General features: G+C 70.1%; 23 protein-coding genes and 1 pseudogene. 13 read left to right on the top strand and 11 right to left on the bottom strand.

Translation table 11 applies throughout. The features are described 5' to 3' along the window. The 3 genes and pseudogenes from U4E84_RS12610 to U4E84_RS12600 all read left to right on the top strand — a co-directional run. Positions 1-209, top strand: a pseudogene (locus U4E84_RS12610) (DNA polymerase/3'-5' exonuclease PolX); the annotation flags it as partial. Positions 210-297: 88 nt separating this feature from the next. Beyond that, positions 298-942, top strand: a complete 645-nt coding sequence (locus U4E84_RS12605; RefSeq protein ID WP_322532447.1) for a hypothetical protein — start codon at positions 298-300, stop codon at positions 940-942. 90 nt (positions 943-1032) lie between these two features. Continuing rightward, positions 1033-2187, top strand: a complete 1155-nt coding sequence (locus U4E84_RS12600) for a pyridoxal phosphate-dependent aminotransferase (RefSeq protein ID WP_322532446.1) — start codon at positions 1033-1035, stop codon at positions 2185-2187. A gap of 36 nt (positions 2188-2223) precedes the next feature. On the opposite strand, the gene U4E84_RS12595 is transcribed toward U4E84_RS12600, so the two are convergent. From U4E84_RS12595 to U4E84_RS12575, 5 genes are all read right to left on the bottom strand, one after another. Continuing rightward, a complete protein-coding gene (locus U4E84_RS12595; RefSeq protein ID WP_322532445.1) occupies positions 2224-2952 on the bottom strand; it encodes a 3-oxoacyl-ACP reductase family protein in 729 nt (242 codons plus the stop codon). A gap of 58 nt (positions 2953-3010) precedes the next feature. After that, positions 3011-3829, bottom strand: coding sequence for a class I SAM-dependent methyltransferase (locus U4E84_RS12590; protein ID WP_322532444.1), 819 nt, complete (start codon positions 3827-3829; stop codon positions 3011-3013). A gap of 87 nt (positions 3830-3916) precedes the next feature. After that, positions 3917-4366, bottom strand: coding sequence for a hypothetical protein (locus tag U4E84_RS12585; RefSeq protein WP_322532443.1), 450 nt, complete (start codon positions 4364-4366; stop codon positions 3917-3919). A gap of 117 nt (positions 4367-4483) precedes the next feature. Then, the gene (locus U4E84_RS12580; RefSeq protein ID WP_322532442.1) at positions 4484-5359 is read right to left on the bottom strand and encodes a deoxyribonuclease IV; all 876 of its coding nucleotides are present in this window, start codon (positions 5357-5359) and stop codon (positions 4484-4486) included. 52 nt (positions 5360-5411) lie between these two features. Then, on the bottom strand, positions 5412-6275 hold the full coding sequence (locus U4E84_RS12575; protein WP_322532441.1) for a biotin/lipoate A/B protein ligase family protein: 864 nt from the start codon (positions 6273-6275) through the stop codon (positions 5412-5414). Positions 6276-6506: 231 nt separating this feature from the next. Between U4E84_RS12575 and U4E84_RS12570 the strand changes: the two genes are divergently transcribed. The 8 genes from U4E84_RS12570 to U4E84_RS12535 all read left to right on the top strand — a co-directional run bounded on the left by U4E84_RS12570 (position 6507) and on the right by U4E84_RS12535 (position 14998). Beyond that, complete coding sequence (locus U4E84_RS12570) at positions 6507-7682, top strand: substrate-binding domain-containing protein (protein ID WP_322532440.1); 1176 nt, start codon at positions 6507-6509, stop codon at positions 7680-7682. A gap of 41 nt (positions 7683-7723) precedes the next feature. Beyond that, positions 7724-8842 carry a phosphate ABC transporter permease subunit PstC gene (gene pstC, locus U4E84_RS12565; protein WP_322532439.1) on the top strand — a complete coding sequence of 373 codons (1119 nt, stop codon included), beginning with the start codon at positions 7724-7726 and terminating at the stop codon, positions 8840-8842. Next, a complete protein-coding gene (gene pstA / locus U4E84_RS12560) occupies positions 8839-10389 on the top strand; it encodes a phosphate ABC transporter permease PstA (RefSeq protein ID WP_322532438.1) in 1551 nt (516 codons plus the stop codon). Before pstC ends, pstA begins: the two co-directional genes overlap by 4 nt. After that, positions 10386-11291 (top strand): phosphate ABC transporter ATP-binding protein PstB, encoded by a 906-nt coding sequence (pstB, locus tag U4E84_RS12555; RefSeq protein ID WP_322532437.1) that lies wholly within the window; start codon positions 10386-10388, stop codon positions 11289-11291. Before pstA ends, pstB begins: the two co-directional genes overlap by 4 nt. A 4-nt stretch (positions 11292-11295) precedes the next feature. Further along, positions 11296-11973, top strand: coding sequence for a phosphate signaling complex protein PhoU (phoU, locus tag U4E84_RS12550; RefSeq protein WP_322532436.1), 678 nt, complete (start codon positions 11296-11298; stop codon positions 11971-11973). Between the two features lie 2 nt (positions 11974-11975). Next, positions 11976-12971, top strand: coding sequence for a phosphate uptake regulator PhoU (locus U4E84_RS12545; protein WP_322532435.1), 996 nt, complete (start codon positions 11976-11978; stop codon positions 12969-12971). 155 nt (positions 12972-13126) lie between these two features. Next, positions 13127-14041, top strand: a complete 915-nt coding sequence (locus U4E84_RS12540) for a serine/threonine-protein kinase RIO2 (RefSeq protein ID WP_322532434.1) — start codon at positions 13127-13129, stop codon at positions 14039-14041. A 186-nt stretch (positions 14042-14227) separates the two neighbouring features. Next, complete coding sequence (locus tag U4E84_RS12535) at positions 14228-14998, top strand: FAD-dependent oxidoreductase (protein ID WP_322532433.1); 771 nt, start codon at positions 14228-14230, stop codon at positions 14996-14998. Between the two features lie 29 nt (positions 14999-15027). Here U4E84_RS12535 and U4E84_RS12530 read toward each other — a convergent pair whose 3' ends face one another. Next, positions 15028-16152 (bottom strand): TrmB family transcriptional regulator sugar-binding domain-containing protein, encoded by a 1125-nt coding sequence (locus U4E84_RS12530; protein ID WP_322532432.1) that lies wholly within the window; start codon positions 16150-16152, stop codon positions 15028-15030. 218 nt (positions 16153-16370) lie between these two features. Here U4E84_RS12530 and U4E84_RS12525 point away from each other — a divergent pair, with 218 nt between their 5' ends. After that, positions 16371-18518, top strand: a complete 2148-nt coding sequence (locus tag U4E84_RS12525) for a glucan 1,4-alpha-glucosidase (protein ID WP_322532431.1) — start codon at positions 16371-16373, stop codon at positions 18516-18518. Positions 18519-18546: 28 nt separating this feature from the next. Here the strand turns inward: U4E84_RS12525 and U4E84_RS12520 are convergent, their stop codons facing one another. The 5 genes from U4E84_RS12520 to U4E84_RS12500 form a co-directional block, all read right to left on the bottom strand. After that, a complete protein-coding gene (locus U4E84_RS12520; RefSeq protein WP_322532430.1) occupies positions 18547-19455 on the bottom strand; it encodes a bile acid:sodium symporter in 909 nt (302 codons plus the stop codon). Positions 19456-19565: 110 nt separating this feature from the next. Beyond that, positions 19566-19748 (bottom strand): hypothetical protein, encoded by a 183-nt coding sequence (locus U4E84_RS12515; RefSeq protein ID WP_322532429.1) that lies wholly within the window; start codon positions 19746-19748, stop codon positions 19566-19568. A gap of 118 nt (positions 19749-19866) precedes the next feature. After that, positions 19867-20685, bottom strand: a complete 819-nt coding sequence (gene hisF, locus U4E84_RS12510; protein WP_322532428.1) for an imidazole glycerol phosphate synthase subunit HisF — start codon at positions 20683-20685, stop codon at positions 19867-19869. 44 nt (positions 20686-20729) lie between these two features. Next, complete coding sequence (locus U4E84_RS12505) at positions 20730-21701, bottom strand: glycosyltransferase family 2 protein (protein ID WP_322532427.1); 972 nt, start codon at positions 21699-21701, stop codon at positions 20730-20732. 96 nt (positions 21702-21797) lie between these two features. Beyond that, a complete protein-coding gene (locus U4E84_RS12500) occupies positions 21798-22070 on the bottom strand; it encodes a winged helix-turn-helix transcriptional regulator (RefSeq protein WP_322532426.1) in 273 nt (90 codons plus the stop codon). Positions 22071-22222: 152 nt separating this feature from the next. Between U4E84_RS12500 and U4E84_RS12495 the strand changes: the two genes are divergently transcribed. Next, positions 22223-22615 carry a PPOX class F420-dependent oxidoreductase gene (locus U4E84_RS12495; protein ID WP_322532425.1) on the top strand — a complete coding sequence of 131 codons (393 nt, stop codon included), beginning with the start codon at positions 22223-22225 and terminating at the stop codon, positions 22613-22615. Positions 22616-22726 lie beyond the last annotated feature (111 nt).

Below are 22726 nucleotides of genomic sequence, written 5' to 3'. Positions count from 1 at the left end.
ACCCGGCCCGGCTCGACGCCGACGGCGACACCGTGCGCCCCGCGGTCGACGCGGGCGCGACGATCGCCGTCGACACCGACGCGCACTCGCCCCGCGAGCTCGACAACGCCCGGTACGGCGTCCACACCGCCCGGCGCGGGTGGGCCGAGACCGCAGACGTGCTCAACGCGCGCTCGGCCGACGGGCTGCGCGAGTTCCTCGCCGACTGACGTCGGTCGACGGCGGCGAGGCCGTAGGAAACCCGCCCACCTGACTCGAGCGTAACCGGTTTGCCCGCGACCCGCCTATGGGCCGTCAATGAACCGCGAACAGGCGGTCGACCGGCTGGAGACCCTCGTCGACCGGGTCGAGGACGAGACGATGCCGGTCCCCGTCCGCGAGGTGTGGACGTTCGGCGACGTCGCGCTCGGGCTCGACCCCGTCGAGCGCCTCGACGTGTACCTCACCAAGGACGTGATCATGGGCGGCGACGGCGACGCGGCCGCCGCGTTCGAGGCCGAGTACGGCGTGAAGGGCGTCGGCACCTCCGTGCGCGCCGGGTGGGCCGAGGCGCACCCGGACCGCGTGCGCGCGAGCGACAACGGGTACGCCGCCCCCGAGAAGTGTCTCGCAGCCGAGCTCGTCGCAGCGGACGAGCCGATCCACCTCGAAGTGTGTAACGCGAGCTTCGAGGACAACGTGCGCCAGCGCCTGACGGGCGCGCTGGCCCGCGACGCCTACGAGGAGGTGATCGACCCGCGCGGCGTCTGCCTGTGGGTCGACGGGGCGCGCGACGCGGAGGCGTTCGACCGGCTCCGCGAGGCCTCCCTCGCGATGCCGACGCTACCAGCCGCGCTCGGGATGCTCGGCGCCGACGAGGACGTGGCGCGCGAGGCCGCGGACGTGCTCACACGGCAGCGGGCCGAGCAGGAGGGGGCGTCGGTGCGCGGCGACATGGTCTGAGCTGGGGCCCCCGTCCCCGCGGGCCTCCGCTCGCCGTCCGCCGTTGGCCGCCACCGGACCGCTTTTGAGACCGATCGCCGTGTGGACGGTATGCCCACGCCCACCGACCGCGTCCGGCGCGCGGAGCGCTCGCGGATCCGCGTGATGTTCGACCTCGCACAGCGTCACGACGGCGACCTCGTCAGGTTGGAGGTCGGCGAACCGGACTTCGACACGCCGGGTCACGTGATCGACGCGGCAGCGAGCGCCGCCCGCGACGGCGCGACGCACTACACCTCGAACGCGGGACTCCCCGAGTGCCGGCGCGCCATCAGCGACACGCTCGCGAGCGAGTACGGCGTCGCGCACGAGCCGGACGAGATCGTCGTCACCGTCGGCGGGATGGAGGCGCTCCACCTCGCGGTCCTCGCGACGGTGTCGCCCGGCGAGGAGCTGCTCGTCCCCGGCCCGACGTGGCCCAACTACGAGACGCAGGCGACGCTCGCGGACGGGACCTTCCGCGAGGTGCCCATGCCGGCGGAGACGGGGTTCGATCTCGACGCCGACCGCGTGATCGACGCGATGAGCGACGACACCGCGGCGGTCGTGCTCACGACGCCGTCGAACCCGACCGGCCGCGTCTTCGACCCCGAGGAGTGCCGGGCGGTCGTCGAGGCCGCGGCCGACCGCGACGCCTACGTGATCGCCGACGAGGTGTACCTCGGGCTCACGTACGACGGCCCCGCCGAGGGGATCGCCGCGTACACCGGCGGCCCGGACCACGTGTTGACGGTCGGCTCCTGCTCGAAGGCGTACGCCATGACCGGCTGGCGGCTCGGCTGGCTCGCGGGCGACCGGCACCTGATCGACGAGGTGGTGACGATCCACGAGTCGACCACCGCCTGCGCGTCGAGCGTCGCCCAGCACGCCGCGATCGCCGCGCTCACCGGGCCACAGGAGCCGTTCGAGGAGATGGCCCGCGCGTTCGAGGAGCGCCGCAACCTCGTCGTCGACCGGGTGGACGCGATCGACGGGCTCTCGTGTCCCCGGCCGGAGGGCGCGTTCTACGCCTTCCTCGACCCCGGACTCGACGCGCCCGCCATCGACGTCGCGAAGTACCTCCTCCGCGAGCACGGCGTCGTGCTCGCGCCCGGCGACGGCTTCGGCGACACGGCCCCCGGGCGGCTCCGGCTCTCCTTCGCGAACTCCGTCGACCGGCTGGAGGAGGGGTTCGATCGGATCGAGGCCGGGCTGGCGGAGTACTGAGCGCCGCCTCCAGTCGCCTCCCGCCGACCGTCCCGCCTACCGCATCAGCTCCCCGCCGTTCACGTTCAGCGTCTCCCCGGTGACGAACGTCGCGTCCCGGAGGTAGGCGGCCGCGTCGGCGATGTCCTCGGGCTGGCCGTACCGGTCGACGGGGATATCGGCCAGCTCCTCGCGCTTCTCCTCCGGGGTCCGGTCGTCGGTCATGTCCGTCTCGACGTGGCCGGGGGCGATCGCGTTCACCCGCACGTCGGGCGCGAAGTCGCCGGCGTGGCTCCGCGTGAGCGAGAGCAGCGCCCCCTTCGAGGCGGCGTAGTGGCACTCGATCGGCGCCCCGGTGTGCGCGAGGATGGAGGAGACGTTCGTCACCGAGGGGGCGTCGTCGGACTCTCGGAGGTGCGGCAGCGCCGCCTTCGTGACGTTGAACGCGGAGTTGACGTTGACGTCCATGATCCGGTCGAAGTCGTCGGGAGCGAGGTCCGCGGTGTACACGTGCTGGTCGATCCCGGCGTTGTTGACGACGTGGTCCAGCCCGCCGAACGCGTCGGCGGTCGTCGACGCGAGCCGCGCGGCCGCGTCGGGGTCCGAGACGTCGGCGCCCACGACGACCGCCCCCTGACCCCGGTCGCGAACCGCCTCTGCGACAGCCTCGGCGGCCTCGTCGCTGGTGTGGTAGTTGACGGCGACGTCGTAGCCGTCGTCGGCGAACCGAAGCGCGATCGCCCGTCCGATCCCCCTCGAAGAGCCCGTTACGAGTGCGGCCGGCATGCCACCCCGATCGCTCCGCTCCGCCTTCGTCTTTCTGGACCCGGCGATACGCTGAGCGTCACTCGGTCGGTCGCTCTACTCGCCCCACGGTCACGTCGAAGGGGACGCGCTCGACGCGCTCGTACTCGCCGTCGCCGATCGCGTCGACCACCTCGCGACCCATCGCCCGCCAGCGGCGGCGGAGGTCGTCGTAGGCGTTCACGGACGTCGCAGCCACCAGCTCCTCGCGGTGGTCGGCGAGCCCCGCGCCGGAGGCCTTCCGCGCCGCGGACGACAGCGCCGGCTCCGCGTACGGCGGTGCGGTCCGCTTCTCGTGGACGTACCGGCGCGTGCGGAGGTCGCCGAGCCCCGCCGCCGCGAACGCCTCCCGCACGCGGTCGCCGAGGGCGACGTCGGTGTCGACGCCGTCCAGGTACGCCTCGCGGGCCTCTCGCTCCAGCCGTTCCTCGGCGCCGACCGTCGAACGCACCGTCACGTCGCCGTTGTCCGGTTCGATCGCGGCCACGAGGTCGGAGGAGACGCGTGCGAACTCTCGGACCGCGGCGGCCGGGTCGGGAAGGTTGATGAGGAGCGCCTGACAGACGACAAGGTCGACGACGTCGTCCGGGAGCGGGAGTCGCGTCGCGTCGCCGGCGACGTACGGGAGGCCGGTCTCCTCGCGGGCGACCGCCAGGAGGTCGGGGTCGGCGTCGACGCCGATCACGGTCGCGTCCGGTCCCGCCTCCGCGTCGAGGACGCGGGTCAGCTCGCCGGTGCCGCAGCCGACGTCGAGGACGCGGCGGCGGCTCGACAGCTCCAGGGCCGCGAGGGCCTCCCGGTCGTCGGCCCACATCCCCTGCCGGGTGTGTTCGAGGTACTCCGCGGAGAAGCGTCGCACGCTCTCGCGTTCGGCTCGAGACGAATTAAACGTGGGGAAGGGAACTCCCTCGTCGGGACCCGTTCCGCCGAACCGGAGCTCGATGCGTCACTCCCTGTCGTCGACGTCATCGGCGTCGTCGCCGTTCCCGTATCCGGCGAGGTCCGCGAGCAGCGCGACGGTGACCCCGGCGCAGTAGCCGATGAACGCGCCGCTCAGCCCGACGGCCGCGAACGCCATCGTCACGCCGCCGAGCGGGTCGTCTCCGGGTCCCACGCCGGGAACGCCGAAGACGGTTCCGACGACGACGAGCGCGGCGAAGACGAGCGCCGGGCCGCCACAGCGCGCGTACCCGCCGACGGCCGCGATCGGCGCCGGCGCGTAAAACACCAGGAGCGGCACGAGTCGGTCGGTCAGCGCCGTCGCGGTCGAGAGGTCAGCGAGGTCCGCGATGACCGCGGCCGCGACCGCTAGCGCCACGACCCCGGCGAATCCGCCGACCATCGTGAGGGCCAACCGACGACGGCGACCGATGAGGAGCGCCTCCGTGGTGGTCATATCCGTGGATCACGGCTCCGAACACATAAAGGCGCGTCGGACGATTTTCACTGGCTTCGTGAATTTCCGTCTCTCCGCCCCCGTGGCGGCGCTCTGACTCTCCGTCCCCGTGGCGGCTCAATCCGCCCGCAGCTCGCGGACGCGCTCGATGTTCCAGGCGAAGCTCTTCCCGTCCTCGGTCGGCGTCTCCAGCGCCAGCGGCACGTCCCGCAACTCCGGGTGGTTGAGGATCCGCTCCATCCCCGCCTCGCCGATGTGTCCCTCGCCGATGTGGGCGTGCTCGTCCTTGTGGGTGCCGCAGGCGTGTTTCGAGTCGTTGAGGTGGACGTACTCGAGGTGCTCTAAGCCGACGACGTCGTCGAACTCGGCGACCGTCCGATCGACCGCCTCGGGCGTCGAGAGGTCGTAGCCCGCCGCGAACGCGTGGGCGGTGTCGACGCAGACGTCGATGTCCGTCTCCGTGCGGTCGATGATCCCGGCGAGGTGTTCGAACTCGCCGCCGAGCTTCGTCCCCGCGCCGGCGTCGCTCTCGATCAGGATCGTGACGCCGTCGGGGACGTCGACGGCGTCGATCACCGAGGCGGCGTTGTCGAGCCCGCCCTCGACGCCCGCGCCCGTGTGCGCGCCCAGGTGGACGTTGACGTACGGAATCCCCAGTTTCTCCGCGGCGTCGACCTCCTTCTGCATCGAGTCGAGCGTCTTCTCGCGGAGCCCCTCCTTCGGCGTACAGAGGTTGACGAGGTAGGAGGTGTGGATCACCCACGGCCCGTCAAGCTCGCGCTCGGTCCCCTCGCGGAACTGCTCGGCCTCCTCGTCGCCGATGTCAGGGTCCTGCCACACCTGCGGCGAGTGCGTGAATATCTGTCCGCAGTTGCCGCCGAACTGCTTCTGTCTGAACACCGCGTTCGCGATGTTTCCGTACGGCGGCGTTTCGGGATCGTTGGACGCTCTCGAACCGGAGATCGAGACGTGGGCGCCGACTCTGAGGCTCATACCGGCGCCACGCGGCCGTCCGAAAAAGCCCCTTCGAAACCGGCCCGTCCCGTTACCGGCCGTTCCCCGGTCGCGTTCTGATCCACCCGTCGTCGCCGTACTTCGTCTCGACGAGCTCCTCGGCGCGCGCGAGTTCCGCGCTCGACCACGACCCGTCCGACTCCAGGGTCGCTTCGGGCTCGGCGGTCGCCCAGTCGCCCAGCGCCGCCTCGACGGCCGAAACCGCGTCCGCCCGGTCGACATCGGCCAGTTCGTCCATCCCGACGACGCGCTCGCGGAACTCGGCCGGTGTCACCGGCGGGTCGGCGAAGACGCCGAGGTGTCGCTCCGCGTCGACCGAGAAGGTGAGCGACCCGTGCTGAATCACCGCGTCGCGCTTCCGGTACTGCGCGTTGCCGGCGATCTTCCGGCGGTCCGTCGCGTCGTCGCCCGCGCCTCCCGCCGGGCCCGCCACCACGTCGTGTGCGGGGTGCAGCTCCCGGAGGTAACAGGCCGGGTGGTACAGCTCCGGCACCGGCTCCTCGACGTAGCCGGCGTCGATCCCGAGTCGGTCGAACGCGTCGAGGACGGGCTCGCAGAGCAGGTGATAGCAGTCGAGCAGCTCGCCGGGCACGTCGGCGGCCGGCACCGCGACGGAGTAGGCGACGTCGCCCGCCCCGTCGTGGTAGATCCCGCCGCCGCCGGTCTGCCGGCGGGTCACGTCGATCCCCTCGCGCTCGCAGAACGACCAGTCGACCGTCGCCGGGTCCTGCCGGTAGCCGAGCGTGAGACAGCTCGGCTCCCAGCGGTACGTCCGGAGCGTGGCGGGTCCGCCCGCCGCCGCCGTCTCGGCGGCGACCTCGTCGAGCGCCATCTGCATCGGTCCCGGTCGCGGCTCCTCGCGGATCAGCCGCCAGTCGGCGGCGGGTGCGGTCATGCGCCTCGCTCCGCTCGCCGTCCCGAAAGCGGTTGCGCTCGGGCGCTGCGGCTTCGGGAGCGACTCCGTCGGGCCCGGACGCCGACGCGGCGTCGGCGCTCGGCGGGGACCGGGGTGTCCTCCGTATTCATATATAGCGCTATTCTTTGATAAGTACGCACAGTTCCGTATATGATCCGACAATACGCCTATTATAAACCGATTTAATAGACACTCGTTTATGTTCTGGTGATGACGCAAGATCCAAAGCGTCTGTCCGACCTCGTATCGCGGCGGAAGTTCGTTCTCGCGGCGGGCGCTGCAGGTGCCACGTCACTCGCCGGCTGTTCGGGCGAGTCGTCCGAATCGAACGATTCGGATGGCTCCGACGGCTCCGACGGTGACGACGGCTCCGACACCGAATCGGAGAGTGAAGAGGAGTCCACCGAGGACGAGGAATCCACCGAGGAGGAGGGAAGCGCGGATGTCTCGCCCCTGACCGCGGACGGTTCCTCGACCGTCTACCCGATCACGAGCCTCGCGGGCTCGCTGTGGAACGGCAACGCACCGGCCGACGACGAGGAGTACTGGGGGCCGGACCAGTACGACATCGACACGGACAAGAACATGGCCGACTACTGGGCCGGTCTGTACGGCTTCGAAGAGAGCGGTGAGGAGGGCACGCCGCCGTTCTTCACCAGTATCGGCCTCAACCACACCGGCGTCGGGCTGGAGAAGCTCGAGAGCGGCCAGGTCGACATCGGTGACGCGTCCGCGCCCGTCAGCGCCGAGTTCCCCGACCGGAGCGAGGAGGAACTCGAGGACTTCATCGACCACATCGTGGCGGTCGACGCCCAGCCGATCGTCGTGAGCCCGGAGATCTACGAGGCGGGCGTGACCGAGCTGACGCTCGAGGACGTGCAGGGCATCTACCGCGGCGAGATCACCGACTGGTCCGAGCTCGACGGGCCGGACGCGGAGATCCAGGCCGTCGGTCGGGCCGAGGGGTCCGGGACCGACACCTCGTTCCGGAACAACGTGCTCGGTGACCCCGACGCGTCGATGGACGGCACCGACGTCCGCCGCGGACAGAACCAGCAGGTTCAGACGCTCGTCAGCGAGTCCGACAACGCGATCGCCTACATCGCGCTCGCGTTCGTCGACGACGAGACGTGCCCGGCGGTCGACCTCGAGATCGAGGGCGAGCTGTTCGAGTACCCCGACGACTTCGGGACGCTCGACTACCCGCTCTCGCGCGCGCTCCACTGTTACACCTGGGAAGACACCTCCGACAAGGAGGCCGCGTTCATCCGGATGCTCCTCCACGACTACGGCCAGGAGATGTTCGTCGAGCCGAACGACTACCTCCCGCTGACGGACGAGGAGCGCGAGGCGCAGCTCGAGGCGCTGCCGGAGCCGACGAACTGAGCGGCGCCGGGCCGCCCACCTATTATCGACTCGTTGATTCGATGTCTTCCACCACACTCATAGACCGATTCGTTCGACCGGCCGCGAGGGACGGCGAGGTCGCGAGCCGGCTCGTCGGGGTCGCGCTCGTCGCGCTGCTCGCCGCCACGTTCGTCAGCTTCCTCGCGAACTCCACGCTCACCGTGTTCCCGCTGGTCGGGTTCGTTGTATTGACCGCGTACGGCTGGTACGCGTACCAAGCCGTGACGGCGCGAGTACTGACGGGCTCCGCCACCGCGTCGACCGTCGCGATACTCACGCTCATCATCGTCTACCTGTTCCAGCAGGCGTACCCGGCCTTCGAGCTCATGGGGATTCAGATCGTGGCCCTCACGGGGCCCATCGAGGTCTTCGGGGTCACGCTGGTTCCCGGGGTGGGCGGGTCGGGCGACCTCTGGAGCACGTCTCAGGACATCTACTCACTCGCGCCGATGATCTGGGGGACGCTCGTCACGACGCTCATCGCGATGCTCGTGGCGGGTCCGCTCGGGATCGCCGGGGCCATTTTCATCTCGGAGATGGCGCCGCCGTCGGTCCGGGAGACCGTCAAGCCCGCGGTGGAGGTACTCGCGGGGATCCCTTCGATCGTCTACGGGTTCATCGGCTTCGTGATCATCAACGGCTACATGATGGACAACTTCGAACTCCCGTCGATCGGGAGCCTGTTCGTCGTCGGGATGGTCATCGGCCTAATGTCGCTCCCCATGGTCGTCACGGTCGCGGAAGATGCGCTCTCCAGCGTCCCGCACTCGATGCGGGACGCCTCGGTCGCGATGGGCGTCACCGAGTGGCAGACGACGAAGAGCATCACCCTGCCGACCGCCTTCTCGGGGGTCACGGCCGCGCTGCTGCTCGGCGTCGGGCGGGCCGTGGGTGAGACGATGGCCGCCACCGTCATCCTCGGGCACTCGCAGCGGCTCCCCGAACCGCTCTACGACGTCTTCGGTAACACCGAGACGCTCACGAGTCTCATCGCGAGCCAGTACGGCAACGCCAACGGGATCCACATGGACGCGTTGTTCGCCGCGGGCGTCGTGCTGTTCGTCACCGTGCTGGTGCTGTCGGTCGGCTCCCTCGCCGTCGAGGCGCGCATGAAGTCCAAGCTGGAGGGCACCCAATGAGCGACGCGTACAAGACGCGCATCGTCGCGTCCACGACGCAGGGGTACGGGTTCCTGACGGCGGCGACGGCCGGCGTCGCGACGCTCGTGGCGGTCCTCGGCTGTGTGGGTATCGTCCGAGCCTCGCCGGAGGGCACACTGTTCGCCGGCGCCGGCTCCTACGACCTGTTCGCGGCGCTGCTCGCCGTCGTGGGGGTCGGGCTGCTCGTCGCCGGGCTCGGTTCGGCGACCGGACGCTTCGAGACGGACCCAGACGAGTGGACGACGGCTCCCGTGGCGCTCTGCTTCGGCTCGATCGCCGGGATCGCGGCCGCACTCGTCGCGAGCGAGACGCTCGGGTTCGGCTCGGTCGTCTGGGTCCCCGTCGGACTGCTCGCCGCGCTGGGCGGGATCGGGGCGATCCTGTTCTCGCGCGAGGATCTCGGCACGACCGTCCCGCCCGCCGCGCTCTCGCTCGGCGTCGCGGCGGTCGTGTTCGCCGACGTGATCGGACCCGGCTGGCTCTGGGAGCCGGCCAACCTCTCGGGGGCGTTCACCCCACAGGTGGTCGTGCCGGCACTGTCGATCGTCTGCGGGCTGCTCGGCGCGTGGTCCGCCGCGTCGGCGCACGGCCGGTTCGGAACGATGGGCCGCCAGCGGGGCGCGCGCATGCTCGTCTCGCTCAACGCGTTCGCGATGATCGCGGTGCTCGTGGTGCTCGTGCTCTTCATCGTCCAGCGCGGGTTCGCGCCGGCGACGCAGGGGTTCCAGCTCTGGCCGTTCGAGTGGCCGTTCGTGACGAACAACTTCTCGTTCAGGCCAGAGCGGGTCACCGGGATCTACCCGGCCATCGTCGGCACGGCGTGGGTCGTCGTCGGCGCCGTGTTCGTGGGCGTCCCGCTCGCGGTCGGCTCGGCCGTGTTCCTGACCGAGTACACGGACAACCGCCGGCTCGAGCAGATCGTCGAGGTTGCGACGAACGGGCTCTGGAGCACCCCGAGCGTCGTCTTCGGCCTGTTCGGCTACGCGTTCCTCGTCCCGCGATTCGGCAACAGCACCTCTATCCTGGCCGGTATGCTGGTGCTGGGATTCATGCTGTTGCCGCTCGCGCTCATCACGAGCCGGGAGGCGATCAAGGCCGTCCCCGACGAGTACCGGGACGCGAGCGCCGCGCTCGGCGTCTCGAAGTGGCAGACGACGAAGAGCGTCGTCGTGCCCGCCGCCGCCCCCGGGATCGTCACCGGCGTCATCCTGGGCGTCGGTCGCATCGCGGGCGAGACCGCGCCGATCCTGCTCGTGATGGCCGGCGGGCTCCGGGACGACGCGCCGAACGTCCTCGGGTCGTTCGAGTTCACCTCGGCGCCGCCGTACGTCGCGAACGACGCACTGTTGACCAGCGCGCCGACGCTTCCCTACCAGCTGTACGCCAGCATCACCGCGGGCGTCTCCGGTGAGAACGCGGAGGCGATCGGCTGGGCGACCGCGCTCGTGCTCCTCCTCGTCGTTCTGTCCTTCTACGCGATTGGGATCGGCACGCGAGCGTACTTCCGGCGGAGGTTACACCAATGAGCGACACGATATCCGAAACCAAGACCGACGCATCGACCGCGACCACCACCGCCACCGGCGAGACCACGGAGCGGTCACAGGCCGAGTGGACGGAGTACGAGTTCGACGGGACACCGAAGATGTCCGTCGACGACCTCGACGTCTACTACGGCGACGACCAAGCGCTCTCGGGGGTCTCGATGGACATCCCCGAAAAGAGCGTCACCGCGCTCGTCGGTCCGTCCGGCTGCGGGAAGTCCACGTTCCTCCGGTCGCTGAACCGTATGAACGACCGGATCAGGGCCGCAACGGTCGACGGGTCGGTCGAACTCGACGGCGAGGAGGTGTATCAGGACGGCGCCGACCTCGTCCAGCTCCGGCGTCGCGTGGGGATGGTGTTTCAGGCGCCGAACCCGTTCCCGAAGTCGATCCGCGCCAACGTCGCCTACGGACCGCGGAAACACGGCGACGTCGAGCGCGGGCTGGTCCCGCGCCTGCTGGGCCGCGACGACAAGGAGGAAGAGGACGAACTCGTCGAACGGTCGCTCAGACAGGCGGCCCTCTGGGAGGAGGTGAGCGATCGGCTCGAGGACAACGCGCTCGGACTTTCCGGCGGCCAGCAACAGCGACTGTGCATCGCCCGGTGCCTCGCCGTCGACCCGGAAGTGATCCTCATGGACGAACCGGCCTCCGCGCTCGACCCCGTCGCGACCGCCAAGATCGAGGACCTGATCGAGGAGCTCTCGAAGGAGTACACGGTCGTGATCGTCACCCACAACATGCAGCAGGCCGCCCGCATCTCCGAGCAGACGGCCGTCTTCCTCACCGGTGGCGAGCTCGTCGAGTACGGCGAGACGGAGAAGATCTTCGAGGATCCGGAGAGCCAGCGGGTCGAAGACTACGTCACCGGCAAGTTCGGGTAATCGCATGCCTCGACGCGAGTACCAGGAGTCCCTCGAGGAGCTCCGGCGGGACGTCCAGCAGATGGGCGAGCTGGTGATTGCGCGGCTCGATCAGAGCCTCTCGGCGTTCGAGGACAACGACGCGGACGCCGCGAAGCGCGTCATCGAGGGGGACGACGAGATCAACCGGCGCTACCTGGAGCTCGAGTCGAACTGCATCGACCTCTTCGCGCTCCAGCAACCGGTCGCGAGCGACCTCCGGTTCGTCGCCGGCTCGTACAAGATCCTCACCGACCTCGAACGAATCGGAGACCTCGCGGCGAACGTGGGGCGCTACACTCGTTCCACGGAACGATGCCCCGCCTCGGACGTCGCTCTCCACGACATCGGCACGCTGGTCCGCCGGCTCGTCGCCGACGCGCTCGACGCGTACGGGACGGCGGACGCGGCCTCGTGCCGCCGCGTCGCCGACCGCGACGACGAAATCGACTCGCTCTGTCACAGCGCGAGCGAACGCGTCGTCCGCGGTCTGATCGAGCGGGAAGCGACGGGGTCTGACCCGTGGAGCGTGGAACAGGTGCTCGACGACGTGTCTGTCGTCCTGTTGACGATCCGTGATCTCGAACGGACCGCCGACCACGGGGTCAACATCGCGGCACGAACGCTGTACCTCGTCGAGAACGACCCGGAGCTGATCTACTGACGATGGAGACGCGAAAAGTCCAGAAGGTCGGCGGCGGGACGTACACCGTCTCCATCCCCGTGCAGTGGGCCCAGGAGCACGACATCGAGGCCGGCGGGACCGCCTATCTCTACACGCACCGCGACGGGTCGCTGGTGGTCCGCTGGAACGAGAAGGAACACGGCGACCTCTCGGCGACCGAGATAACGCTCGACGACGAGAACCCCCGCGTCGCCGAGCGGATGCTCCGCGAGGCGTACACCGCGGGATTCGGTCGGATCACGCTCCGGTCTCCGGACTGCCTCACGTCCGAGCAACGCCGAGCGGTCGCGGCCTGTTCGTCACGGCTCGCCGGCGCCGAGATCGCCGAGGAGACCGATGACCGGATCGCGATACAGTGTCTCTTCGACGCCAGCGACGTTTCGGTCCGTCAGTCGGCCCTCCAGCTCCGGTTCACGGCGCTCTCCATGCACGATGCCGCGACCGCGTACCTCTCGGGGGAGACCGACGAGTCCGATCACATCGTCGACAGACACGACGAAGTGGAACGCACCTCCCGGCTCATCCGACGCCACTCGAACCGGTCGCTCCTCGAGCTCGCGGAGCTCGATCAGCTCGGCGTGACCCGTCCGCAGCTGTTCGCTTACGACGTCACGGCTCGCCGACTCGAACGCGTGGCCGACCACGCGGTGACGCTCGTGCGATGCGTCCAGCGGACCGACCGCACCGTTTCGGGGGAGGTGCTGGACGACGTGCGACCGATCAGCGCCGACGCCCGTCTCGTCGTCGCGGACGCCTCCGACGCGGTCATCAACGACGGTCCGACGACCGTCGCTCACTCCGCTCTCGATCGGTGCGAGCAGGTCGTTCGAGCGGCGAACGCGGTGGACGAGACGCTGCTCGATCGAGCGCCCGAAGAGGCGTACGTGACGACCCGAGTGCTCGACAGTCTCGTCCAGACCGCACGGTGCGGCGGAGACCTCGCCGCGCTACGGCTTCGAACCTCGATCGGTACCTGAGGGCCTCTCGTCCGGTCGATCCGAGTCCCGCCCGCGACGGCGGACCCTAACGCTCTGGGATCGGCGATAAGTCGATTTGCTATCGCCGAATGCGATTTATCGGAGGTGCCTCCGGAACGCGCGTCCCTTTTAGGAATCGCCGGAGTAGGGGCCGTATGGTCCGAAACGTCGCGAGCGACATGGCGGAGCTCGACTCCGAGGACTTCTATCTCCTCTCGGGCGTCGAGCAGGGGATGCGCTTCTCGGAGTGGGTCCGCCGCGACAAGCTCCCCGAGTACGCCAGCCTGACGCGCGAAGAGGTCGACTACCGGCTCGACCGGTGTCTCGACCGCGAGCTGATCGAACGGAAGACGATCCAGTACGAGGGGTACCAGCTCACCTTCGAGGGGTACGACGCCTTGGCGCTCCGGACCTTCTCGGAGCGCGAGACCATCGACGGGGTCGGCTCACCCCTCGGGTTCGGCAAGGAGGGAGACGTGTACGAGGTCCAGTCGTTCAAGCCGCTCGCCTTGAAGTACCACCGCGAGGGGTACACCAACTTCCGGGAGGTGAACCGCGAGCGCGAGTACACCGCCGACCGCGACCACGTCTCGTGGCTGTACACCGCGCGCAAGGCGGCCGAGCGCGAGTTCGAGGCGATGGAGGCGCTGTACCCCGACGTGAGCGTGCCGCGGCCGGTCGATCACAACCGCCACGCCATCGTGATGGACAAGTTCGACGGCGCGGAGCTCGCGCGCGCGACGCTCGATCCCGAGCAGGCCGTCGGCGTCCTCGATCTGGTTCTCCGCGAGCTCGTGACCGCACACGAGCTCGGCTGGGTCCACGCCGACATGTCCGAGCACAACGTCGCGGTCGCGGAGAGCGGCGTCACGATCTTCGACTGGCCCCAGGCGGTCCCCGTCGACCACGAGAACGCCCGCGAGTTTCTCGAACGCGACGTGGCGAACCTCCTCCGGTACTTCGGTCGAAAGTATCCACACGAGGTCCCCCGAGACGCCGATGTCGAGGGTATCGCCGCCGCCATCGCCGACGGCTCGTTCGAGACGGTTCGGGCGTTCGTCGAGAAGTAAAGCACGTGTCGCTATATGGAATCGAACCCCCAGCGTCGGTGAGGTGGGGCCGTCGCTCCCTCGACGGGGACCAAGCGCGACACGAGACCGAAGCGCATACCCCGTCTCGCCCGTGTCGACGGGTATGGATTCGAACCACGCGCTGGCGACGGACGACAGCCGACGGAGCCGACAGGTGGTCGACCGATGACCGACGAAGGTCGCGTATCGCGCGACGTCGTCGTCGTCGGCGGCGGCGTCGCCGGGCTCTCGGCGGCCGTCTTCACGGCCCGGCAGGGGCTCGACACGTTCGTCGTCGATCCGGGAGAGTCGATCCTCCGGCGGAACGCGCACCTTGAGAACTTCCCGGGGTTCCCGTTCGGCGTCAGCGCCAGACGACTGCTCGACCTCCTCGGCGAACAGGCCGAGACCGCCGGGGCGGATCGCCTCGACGCGCGGGCGACGCGGGTCGCGGTCGTCGGTTCCGGGGACGGCGACGGCGAATCCGACGACGCCCGATTCGTCGTCACCACCGACGGCGGCGACCGGATCCGGACGCGGTACGTCGTCGCCGCGACGAAGAACGAGGTCGGCTACCTCGACGGGATCGACGGGGTGGGGGTCCTCGACCGCGGGAAGGCGTACGTCGACGTCGACGAGCGCGGCCGGACCGGCGTCGACGGACTGTACGCGGCGGGGCGGCTCGCGGAGAAGCCCCACCAGGCCGCGGTGTGCGCCGGCCACGGCGCGGAGGTCGCCGTCACGCTGCTGGAGGACGACGACGCCCCCTTCTACCACGACTGGGTGACGCCGGCGGGGTACTTCACCGACCGCGGCCGCGAGGTGCCGCCGGGATGCGAGGAGATCGACGAGGAGGAACGGCGCGAGCGCGAGTCCGCCGCGCTCGCCGCGATGCGCGAGCGGTTCGCGGAGCCGCACCCCGACCCGCCGGAGACGCACCCGAGCCTGGAGGAGTAGCGTGGAGAGCGGGGTGACCCGCCAGGTCCTTACTCGTCGACCGCACGGGCTCCGTCGGCTTCGCCGGTGCTGTCGGACCCGTCCGGGTCGCCCGCCTCGATCCGCACGAGGTCGGCCTCGACGTCCTCGACGAACGCGCCCTTCCCGCCCACCGTGACGGTCCCGTCGGCGGTCTCCACGACGAGCGAGTGCTGGACCGGGAACTCGTTGTTCGTCGGCTCCACCATCCCCTGTTTCGCCTCGACGACGCGCCCGACGAGCTCGACGGCCTCGTCGCCGTCCGTCCTCCGTCCACCGACGGTCACGCGGGGAGTCTCCCCGGCTCGGAGGTGCAGGGTCACTTGGAAGAGGGTGTGCCTGAAGTTCGCATACTCCGCCGGCAGCGCCGCCGGCGGCGCGGTCGCGACCTCGCTCGCGGCCGGCCAGTAGTTGCCGAGAAACGAGCCGACGATGACGGGCGCGAGCTGCTCCTGTCTGAAGTGGATCGCCTGTCGGTCCGTGTCCGACCGCCGGAGCAGCTCCGGCGGGGCGACGACGCCGGCCGCGGAGTCGACCGTGAGCAGCGTGGGCATCGCCTCGCTCCACGTTCGGACGACGCTAGCGACGCCGTCGAGCTCGGTCGACCCGTCCTCGGCGCCGCCGGCGGGCGCCTTCCCGTCGTCGGAGACGAGGAGCAACACGAGGACGCCGCGGTCGACAGCGTCCGCGAGCGACTCGCGGACCTCCGGCAGGTGCTTGGCCGCGATCGACAGCGTGACCTCCGACTCGGCGTCGTCGAGCAGCGACCGGATCCGCTTGATGACGGTGACGCGCGATTTGATCACCTCGAACTGCTCGGCCCGTCGCTCCGTCCGCGAGAAGCGCTCCTCCAGTCCGGGGCGGATCGCGTCGGCGTCGGAGCGGAGGCGGTTTATCACCTCGTCGGGCGGGTTCGCGCGGATCGTCGTCGGCACCACGTGGTCGTTCACCTCCACGAATCCGCGGTTCTCGAGCGACTCGCTCACGCTGTACACGTAGCGCTTCGACACGCCGGCTGCGTCCGCGATGGTGCTCGCCTTCGCCTCGCCGTGTTCCAAGAGACTGAGATACGTGTCGATCTCCTTGTCCGAGAGCCCGAACCGACGGAGGAGGCCGTTTAGCGTCCGGTCGTCCATACTCCGGTACACTGCGGGGGAGAACTTATATGGGACGGAGCGTCGCCTCCGCCTTCCCGGCGGGTGGCCCGACCGTCGGCGGTCCGCGACGCTCGTCGGTCGCCGGGTCCCGATCGCGCGTGTAGGCACCCGACACCCGGCCGCGGAGGCCGATGTTCAAATACACGAACAATAATTACACCAAAACTTCATACACGGAGGGCGCGTTTACCCGCGTAATGCAACTCCGCGACGCGCTCGACGACTACAAGCGGACCATCGGACACGCGACCCGGTTCCCCGGCGAACGCCGGACCGTCACCGGTCGGTTCTCGGGCGGCGAGGGGCGGCTCGTTCACGTCGACGACGACGGCGAACTCCGCGACTTCGGCTACCCGTTGACCGGCCGGACGGGCCTCGTTCGCTCCCGGCTCGGACTCGCGGTCGGCGACGACGTCACCTGGCTCGATCAGGTCGACACGCGGCAGCGATACGTCGACGACACGACGCTGATCGAGACCGTCCACGAGGCCGACGCCGCGACGGTGACTCGACACGACGCGACGGTCGGGGACGCGCACCTCACGCGCGCGGCGATCGAGGTCGGCGAGGACGGGCACGCGAACGTCGACCCCGAGCGCCTCTCCCTCGTCGCGTACGCCCGGTTCGCGCCCGACGGCCGCGACGACCGGGTGGGTCAGCTCCGGTACGGCGACGCGGTCGAGATGTACCACGACGCGGAGCACGACTTCCTCGCGAGCGCCACCGGCTTCTCGGAGCTCCGCGGTCAACTCCCGGCGACGTTCCCGGAGCTGCTCGCCGACGCGCCCACCGACCTCCCGCGCGCCCGCGACGGAGACCGGTACGAGGAGGAGCGGCTCTCCGGGGAGGTCGTCGTCGACGTCCCCCTCGAGAACGGCGTCGCGACGGTCGCGTCGCTGCTCACCGACCGCACGGAGACGACGCGTGAGGCCGCCCGCGCCCGGCTCGACGAGCTCTTTGAGACCCTCGACTCCGTCGACGCGCTCGCCGCGGCCGCGAGCGAGACGACCCCCTCCGTCCCCGAGTCGGCGCCGGCCCGGGAGTCGCTGGTCGCCGACCTCCGCGTGCTCTCGCTGCTCTCGGCCGAGTCGGGGCTCCGGATCGCCGGCCCCGACTTCGACCCCTTCTACGCCACCTCCGGGGGCTACGGCTACACCTGGTTCCGCGACGACGCCGAGATATCCACGTTCCTGCTCGACGCCGACGGCCGGCTCGGGCTCGGGCTCGACGACTGGCACGCCCGATCGGCGGCGATGTACGTCGGCACGCAGCGTCCGGACGGCTCCTGGCCCCACCGCGTGTGGCCGCGGGACGGCGCGCTGGCGCCCGGGTGGGCGAACGCCCGCATCGAGGACGGCCCCGACGTCGACTACCAGGCCGACCAGACCGGGAGCGTCATCGCGTACCTCGCGCAGGCGCGCGCGACGGGCGTCGAGGTTGCAGGCCTCGACGGTGCCCTCGTCGCCGCGCTCGCCGGTCTCGACGAGACGCTGGCGGCGGACGGCCGGCCCGTGGTCTGTCAGAACGCGTGGGAGGACAGCGCCGGCCGGTTCGCCCACACCGCGGCGACGTTCCTGGAGGCGTACAGCGAGCTCGCGCTCCACGGAGCGGGGCTCGACGCGGACGCGCTCGACGGCGGTGACGACGCGGACGCGCTCGGTGCCGACCTCGACGCCGCCGCCCTCCCGGACGACCTCGTCGGCCACGCGCGCGATCAGGCGGTTCGGGTGTACGAGGCGCTCGACGACCTCTGGGTGCCCGAACGCGGCTGTTACGCGCTCCGCGAGACGCCCGAGGGGGCGATCGACGACCGACTCGACTCCTCGACGCTGTCGCTGGCGAGCGCGCACCGGTCGTTCGACGCGCTCGCCGAGAGCGACTCGCCCGGCGAGGCGGGCGCCGTCGACGACGAGCGAGTGGACCGGCTCGTCTCGCACGTGGAGACGGTCGTCGACGGGCTCGCCCACGAGAGCGACGAGATCTCGGGGCTGATCCGCTACGAGGGCGACGGGTGGCGACAGGCCGGACAGCTCTCGGAGAAGGTGTGGACCGTCTCGACCGCGTGGGGCGCGAACGCCTGCGCGGAGCTCGCGGCGCTGCTCGACGCGCGCGACGACCCGCGAGCCGACCGCCTGGCGGAGCGCGCGCGCGAGCTGCTCGCGCACGTCTCTCCGGGCGGGTCGCTGTGCGAGCCGACGAGCTACCTCCCGGAGCAGTTCTTCGACGACGGGACGCCAGACAGCGCGACGCCGCTCGGGTGGCCGCACGCGATCCGACTGGCGACGGTCGCGCTGCTCGAGGACCGAGAGCGGCTGGCGGCCGCGCCCGTCCCGTCCGAAGACTGACCCGGGCGGACGGGGCGTCGAATCGGTCTCACGTCGCGTCCGCGAGCACCGCGCCACCGGTCTGCTGGACGACGTAGTAGACGATTATCGAGACGGTGACCAGCGGGTCGGCGAACGGGAGCGAGACCAGCAGCGCGACTCCGAGGTTCTTCAGATTCGTGGTGAAAAACAGGGAGAACGCCCGGTCCCGCTCGATGCCGAACGCGCGCTGACAGCCGGCGGTGAGCGCCGCGCCGACGCCGAAGAGGAGCGTCGAGACGCCCGCGACGGCGAGCAGCGCGTCGGTGTCGACCCCGACGACGCCCGCGCCGGCGACGGCCGTGTAGATCAGGAGGAGTATCGCGAGCGTCGAGCCCCGTTCGACCGCCTCCGCCGACAGCGCGTCGGTCGGAACGACCGCCGCGAGCAGCACCCCGCCGCCGACGATCACGGCGAGGTCCGCGAGGATCGACGCGGTCGGGACCGTGACCTGCGAGCCGACGAGCCGAGTGAGCACGAGGGGGGTCGCGACGGGCGCGAGAAGCAGCGACGCGATCGAGCTGAGCGTCGCCAGCTGCACGTCGCCGCGAGCGAGCCGCGTCCAGACGATCGCGCTTCCAGCGGTCGTCGGGACCGAGAGCGCGATCGCGAACCCGAGGGCGGACGCGTCCGCGACCGCGAGTTCGACCAGGCGCATGCCCGCGAGCGGCAACACGGCGTACGAGAGACAGAGCGAGAGAACGACCACCGCGGCGTACGACGAGTAGTCTATCGCCGCGAACCGAACGCCCCGGAGCGAGGTGAACACGAGGAAGACGACGAGCGGCGTGATCAGCGGGTCGAAATACGGCGACAGCTGCGGAACGAGGACGCCGACGCCGACGGCGCCGAGCACGAGGAGGACGTTCGAGAACCGTGAGAGAGGGTCGATCAGCGCAGAGAGAGCCGTCGTTGTCACTCCGACTCACTCCGAGGGGAGCAAACGTATTCCTGTCGGTCGAGACGATACCCGGACGCGATCGGGCCGCCGGAACCGCCCCCTCGGTGACCGACGCTGACCCGACCGCCCTACCGCCACTCGTCGCGCGGCACGCAGTCCGCCTCCCGGACCGTGATCCACCGCGTCGTCCGCTCGTCGGGATCGCGGTCCCGCTCGAAGAACGTCACCTCCCCGTCTCCCGAGCCGTCGTCGGTCCGCTTGCAGACGAGCTCCGGGCGCTCGGCACGGACACGCGTCGATGACGTGGACATACGTCACGATTCGCTCGGCATCACATAATATCTGTTGGTTTCGATCGGTACTATTGGAAACAACGGCAGTTGTGAACGGACGTTACTTCAGTTCCGAGTAGGGTCGACGACCCGTCGCCTACAGCCGGACGGGAACGCCGCGCTCGTCGAGGTACCGTTTCGTCTCCTCGATGGAGTAGTCGCCGAAGTGGAAGATCGAGGCGGCGAGTCCCGCGTCGGCGTTCGCCTCGGTGAACACCTCGTACATGTCCTCGGGGCCGCCGCAGCCGGAAGAGGCGATGACGGGCGTGGAGACGGCGTCGCACACCGCCGTCATCAGCGGGATGTCATAGCCGTCCTTCGTCCCGTCCATGTCGATGGAGTTGACGAACAGCTCGCCGGCGCCGCGCGCCTCGGCCTCCTCCGCCCATTCGACGGCGTCGATCCCGGTGCCCTCGCGGCCGCCCTTCTTGGTGCACTCGAACCACACCGTCTCGCCGTCGGCGTCCTCGTAGAAGCGCTCGCCCTCGTCGTCGTACCGGCGGCGCGCGTCGACGGAGATGACGATACACTGGCTGCCGAACGCCGCGGCGCCCTCCTCGATGAGCGCCGGGCGTTCGAGCGCGCCGGTCGTGATCGACACCTTGTCCGCGCCCGCGCGGAGCGTCTCCTTGATGTCTTCCTTCGTGCGGATGCCGCCGCCGACCGTGAGCGGGATGAAACACTCGTCGGCGACCGCGTTCACCACGTCGAGCATCGTCTCGCGGCCCTCCGCGCTCGCGGTGATGTCGAGGAAGACGAACTCGTCGGCGCCCGCGGCGTTGTACTTCTTCGCCAGTTCGACCGGGTCACCGGTGTACTCTAAGTTCTCGAAGTTGACGCCCGTGTACACCGCCGCGTCCCCGTCGTCGTCGAGGTCGACGTCGATACAGGGGATTATCCGCTTCGTGAGTCCCATTCGTTACCGGCCGTAGACGACGATAGGGGTTAAAAGGCGCGGGGTCACTCCTCCCGCACCCGCCGGTCGTACCTCGCGACGGCGCGATCGGCGCGCGCCGAGATGCCGTTCGGGTTGCGGGCGGGGCTCCGGTCGCGGCTCCTGGCGACCAGCCCGTCGGAGCTCCCGCCGGCGAGCCCGACGAGCACGTCCCGCCCGGTCGCCGCCCACCGCGAGGGCGTCAACTCCCCGCGGACGACGTCGCCCGCCGCCCCGACCGCGTCCGTCGCGGCGTGGGAGCCCGCCCGCGCGACGACCGTCGGGCGGATCCCGTAGTTCTTCAGGAGCCGGTACGCGAGCGACCGGTACTTCCACCCCCACTCGCGGGCGCTCCGTCCGCCGTCGGCCGCGGTCGGGCTCGGGAGCTCCTTGGTCACGGCGAGGTCGTCGCGCCACGCCACCCCGTGGTCCATCCGGGCCAGCCGGTGAGCGACGTCGCGCGCGCCGCCCGTGTGCAGATACTCGTCGAACCCGTCGAGGTCCCGGAGCGTCTCCCGCCGGAAGACGACGTTCCCGCCCTCGAAGTACGTCACGTCCCGCCCCGCGATCGTCCGGCGCTCCGGGCCGTCGGTGTCGGTCGTGGCGGCGTCCGTCTCCGGATCGCCTCCGACGTCCCCCGGCTCGCGACACGGCTCGACCGGCGTCACGGGCCCCGTCACCACGTCCGCCTCGTCGAGTCCGGACCGAACGGCGTCGAGCCACCTCTCGCCGATCCGGTTGTCGTAGTCGACGAGCGCGACCGCGTCGCCGGTCGCGACCTCGATGCCGGCGTTGCGGGCGACGTTGACCGTGCGGTCGGAGATCTCGACGAGCACGTCCACGTCGTCGCGGTCGCGCACCATCCCGGTCGTTCCGTCCGCGGAGGGGCCGTTGGCGACGATCACCTCCGCGTCGGGGGCGTGAGCCGCCAGCGCGTCGAGACAGGCGGCCAGCCGGTCCCGTCCGTTGAGCGTCGGCACGACGACCGAGAGGTCCATACGCCCGGATATCGGGATGCGGGATTAAAAAGGACTCTGTGCGGCGTCGGCGAGCGGGCCGCTCGGAGAGACGCTCGGGCGATGGGACAGGTCCGTCTAGACGGTCAGGTAGTACACCTGCTTGCGCGCGTCCTTGAAGCTGTACCGGGAGTCGACGAGTCCCTCCTCCTCCAGGCGGTTGAGCGCGTAGCGGACGGTCCGGTCGGGGAGAAGCGACTCGTCGGCGAGCCCCCCCTGCGAGAGGGGCGAGTCGCTCTCCAGCACCTTCGCCACGAGCTTGGCGCTGGGGGGAAGTTCGCGCAGGCGGTCGCGGTATTCGCTCTCTGAGAGGCGGTCCTGGTCGGCGGTCTCCGCGGGACTGGTACTCATTGTACCTTCGAAGCGTCTGCCTATTGGTAAAGGTTAGCTACATATTGGGGAATCCGATTGGGATAATATAATGTGTTAATATCACGTCTCGGCCGGCGGTCAGACCCGATCGATCGGGCACATTTTCCCGCTTCCACGCCGTACGCGTCCCCGTGATCCCGGAATCCCACGTCGACATCTTCGAGCGCGAATCGTACGCCCACCTCGCGACCGTGATGCCGGACGGCACCCCCCACGTGACGCCGGTGTGGGTCGACCACGAGGACCGCGAGTACGTCCTGGTGAACACGGCCCGCGGTCGGCAGAAGGAGCGAAACATCCGGCGGGAGCCGAAGGTCGGAATCAGCGTGCTCGACCCGGACGACCCCTACCGCTACGTCTCGGTCCGCGGCGAGGCGAAGCTGACCGAGGAGGGAGCGAAAGCGCACATCGACGAGCTCGCCCGACGTTACTTCGACGTCGACGAGTACCCGCATCACGGCGAGGAGTCCGGCCCGCGCGTGATCGTCAAGATCCCGACCGAGACCGTCTCGACGAGCGGGTAGCGACTCGAGAGCGGTCGGCGGGCAGCGGCGCGTCTCAACGGGCGGGCAGCGGCGCGTCTCAACGGGCGGGCAGCGGCGCGTCTCAACGGGCGGGCAGCGGCGCGTCTCAAC

The organism is Halorubrum sp. AD140, from assembly GCF_034497445.1.
Taxonomy (GTDB): domain Archaea; phylum Halobacteriota; class Halobacteria; order Halobacteriales; family Haloferacaceae; genus Halorubrum.
The sequence above is the reverse complement of the archived record's forward strand: the minus strand, read 5'-3'. Positions and strand labels throughout refer to the sequence as shown.

Coding starts and splice junctions, on each gene's coding strand:
- U4E84_RS12575 (WP_322532441.1), bottom strand. CDS start 6,275: ATGACCGCACCCGCCGCCGACTGGCGGCTGATCCGCGAGGAGCCGCGA.
- U4E84_RS12580 (WP_322532442.1), bottom strand. CDS start 5,359: ATGAGCCTCAGAGTCGGCGCCCACGTCTCGATCTCCGGTTCGAGAGCG.
- phoU (WP_322532436.1), top strand. CDS start 11,296: ATGCCTCGACGCGAGTACCAGGAGTCCCTCGAGGAGCTCCGGCGGGAC.
- U4E84_RS12595 (WP_322532445.1), bottom strand. CDS start 2,952: ATGCCGGCCGCACTCGTAACGGGCTCTTCGAGGGGGATCGGACGGGCG.
- U4E84_RS12605 (WP_322532447.1), top strand. CDS start 298: ATGAACCGCGAACAGGCGGTCGACCGGCTGGAGACCCTCGTCGACCGG.
- pstB (WP_322532437.1), top strand. CDS start 10,386: ATGAGCGACACGATATCCGAAACCAAGACCGACGCATCGACCGCGACC.
- U4E84_RS12515 (WP_322532429.1), bottom strand. CDS start 19,748: ATGTCCACGTCATCGACGCGTGTCCGTGCCGAGCGCCCGGAGCTCGTC.
- U4E84_RS12585 (WP_322532443.1), bottom strand. CDS start 4,366: ATGACCACCACGGAGGCGCTCCTCATCGGTCGCCGTCGTCGGTTGGCC.
- U4E84_RS12500 (WP_322532426.1), bottom strand. CDS start 22,070: ATGAGTACCAGTCCCGCGGAGACCGCCGACCAGGACCGCCTCTCAGAG.
- U4E84_RS12525 (WP_322532431.1), top strand. CDS start 16,371: ATGCAACTCCGCGACGCGCTCGACGACTACAAGCGGACCATCGGACAC.
- U4E84_RS12535 (WP_322532433.1), top strand. CDS start 14,228: ATGACCGACGAAGGTCGCGTATCGCGCGACGTCGTCGTCGTCGGCGGC.
- U4E84_RS12540 (WP_322532434.1), top strand. CDS start 13,127: ATGGTCCGAAACGTCGCGAGCGACATGGCGGAGCTCGACTCCGAGGAC.
- pstC (WP_322532439.1), top strand. CDS start 7,724: ATGTCTTCCACCACACTCATAGACCGATTCGTTCGACCGGCCGCGAGG.
- pstA (WP_322532438.1), top strand. CDS start 8,839: ATGAGCGACGCGTACAAGACGCGCATCGTCGCGTCCACGACGCAGGGG.
- U4E84_RS12530 (WP_322532432.1), bottom strand. CDS start 16,152: ATGGACGACCGGACGCTAAACGGCCTCCTCCGTCGGTTCGGGCTCTCG.
- U4E84_RS12545 (WP_322532435.1), top strand. CDS start 11,976: ATGGAGACGCGAAAAGTCCAGAAGGTCGGCGGCGGGACGTACACCGTC.
- U4E84_RS12570 (WP_322532440.1), top strand. CDS start 6,507: ATGACGCAAGATCCAAAGCGTCTGTCCGACCTCGTATCGCGGCGGAAG.
- U4E84_RS12505 (WP_322532427.1), bottom strand. CDS start 21,701: ATGGACCTCTCGGTCGTCGTGCCGACGCTCAACGGACGGGACCGGCTG.
- U4E84_RS12600 (WP_322532446.1), top strand. CDS start 1,033: ATGCCCACGCCCACCGACCGCGTCCGGCGCGCGGAGCGCTCGCGGATC.
- hisF (WP_322532428.1), bottom strand. CDS start 20,685: ATGGGACTCACGAAGCGGATAATCCCCTGTATCGACGTCGACCTCGAC.